2 protein-coding genes and 1 pseudogene are annotated in these 1,628 nt (G+C 64.8%); 1 reads left to right on the top strand and 2 read right to left on the bottom strand.

All coding sequences use genetic code 11. The features are described from left to right. A partial coding sequence (locus HX846_RS36550) for a LysR substrate-binding domain-containing protein (protein ID WP_178967382.1) occupies positions 1-651 on the top strand: 651 nt, incomplete at its 5' end. Positions 652-657: 6 nt separating this feature from the next. On the opposite strand, the pseudogene HX846_RS36545 reads toward HX846_RS36550, so the two are convergent. Beyond that, a pseudogene (locus HX846_RS36545) lies at positions 658-837 on the bottom strand (cupin domain-containing protein); the annotation flags it as partial. 30 nt (positions 838-867) lie between these two features. Beyond that, positions 868-1,628, bottom strand: a 761-nt coding sequence (locus tag HX846_RS36540; RefSeq protein WP_178967381.1) for a LysR substrate-binding domain-containing protein, incomplete at its 5' end; no start/stop codon positions are given.

Raw genomic sequence — 1,628 nt, 5'->3', positions numbered from 1 at the left:
ATGGGCGAGATGGCCACCGAAGTGATGCGCCTGTCCCGCGTGGCCTCGATCGAAGTGGCCGGCACCGTGCGGGTCAGTTGCCCGCCGTCGATTGCCATCCACTGCATCGCGCCCCATGTCGCACGCTTCAGGGCGCAGTATCCCAAGCTGAATATCGTGTTGATGTCCTCGACGACGCTGGCCGCCCTCGACAAAGGCGAAGCCGACATTGCCCTGCGCACGGTGCGTCCCGATGAAGAAGCGCTGGTACGCAGAAAGGTCGGCGCCGTGCGCTTCGGCCTCTATGCCACGCCCCAGCTCAAACAACTGCCCGCTGAGCAGTGGACATTCATTGCCTATGACGCCACCCGCGACCACCTGCCCCAACAGGCGTGGATGCATCAGGTGCGCGGCAACCGCACGATTGCCTTCGCCGCCAGCGACCTGATCACCCAGCAAATGGCCGCCCGGTCCCAAGTAGGTGCAGTGGTGTTGCCCACGCTGGTGGGCGATCACGACGCGGCATTGGTGCGGTTGGCAACGAACACCGAAGGCCCGGTTCGCGATATCTGGCTGACGGTGTATCCGGATATGCGCCGCTCGCCTTCGGTGAAGGTGGTGATGGAGTTTCTGGTGAGCTGCATTGAAGGCGAGCCGCAGTTGCGGCGGTGAAACCGATTACTGCGCGGCGTACTGTTCGTCGCTGACCTGCTCCATCCAGTCCACCACCTTGCCGTCGAGCATTTCGTTGATCGCGATATGGGTCATGGCGGTGTTCGCCGTGGCGCCATGCCAATGCTTGACCCCGGGTGCAATCCATACCGTGTCGCCGGGGCGAATGGCCCGCACGGGCTGGCCCGCATTTGCATTGTTGGTTGACGCGCTGCGTTATCGCGGCTGAAGGAAGTCCGTCAGGGCCGCGCCCAAGCCATCGAACACCACGGCGATGCGCGGGACCTTGCGCATGTCCTGATGCATGGCGATCCACACGTCAACCTTGAAATCCACCTGCGCGGGCAACACCCGCACCAGCCCGTGACGTTGTGCCACCTGGGCTGAACACACGCCGATCCCCAGCCCCGCACGCAGAGCGGCCAACTGCGCGAGGTGATCGTCGGTGCGAATCACCGTACTGGGCGCCGAACAGTCGAAACCGCGCTCACCCAGGAATTCGATCTCCAGCAAGTTGCGGTCCGGCCCGATCAGCGGGTAGCCGTGCAATTGCGCAACGGTGTCCGGCGTGCCCTGCTCTGCCAACAGTTCGGGTGCGGCGTACAACCCTACGTGAAGGTCGCCGACCTTGCGCGCGACCACCGTGGATTCGACCGGGCGACGGATGCGTACGGCGACGTCGGCCTCTTGCCGGGCAAGTGCCTGGAGCCGATTGGATACGCTCAGTTCGATGGCCAATTGCGGATGATCACGGCGCAGGCTGCGCAACATGGGCGGCAGCACTTCAACGCCCAGCAGCTTGCCGCTGGTGAGCCGCACCGTGCCGCCGGCGAGGGCCGTGTCGGCCGAGGCTGCGCGGCTGAAGGCGTTGGCGGCAACGGCCATCGCTTCAACGTGGCTGATCAGGTCCTTGGCCGTGTCGGTGGGCAACAGCCCGGCGGGTGAGCGGATAAACAGGCTGACCCCGACGCTCTGCT

This window comes from Pseudomonas sp. K5002 (assembly GCF_013386655.1).
Lineage (GTDB): Bacteria > Pseudomonadota > Gammaproteobacteria > Pseudomonadales > Pseudomonadaceae > Aquipseudomonas.
The sequence above is the reverse complement of the archived record's forward strand: the minus strand, read 5'-3'. Positions and strand labels throughout refer to the sequence as shown.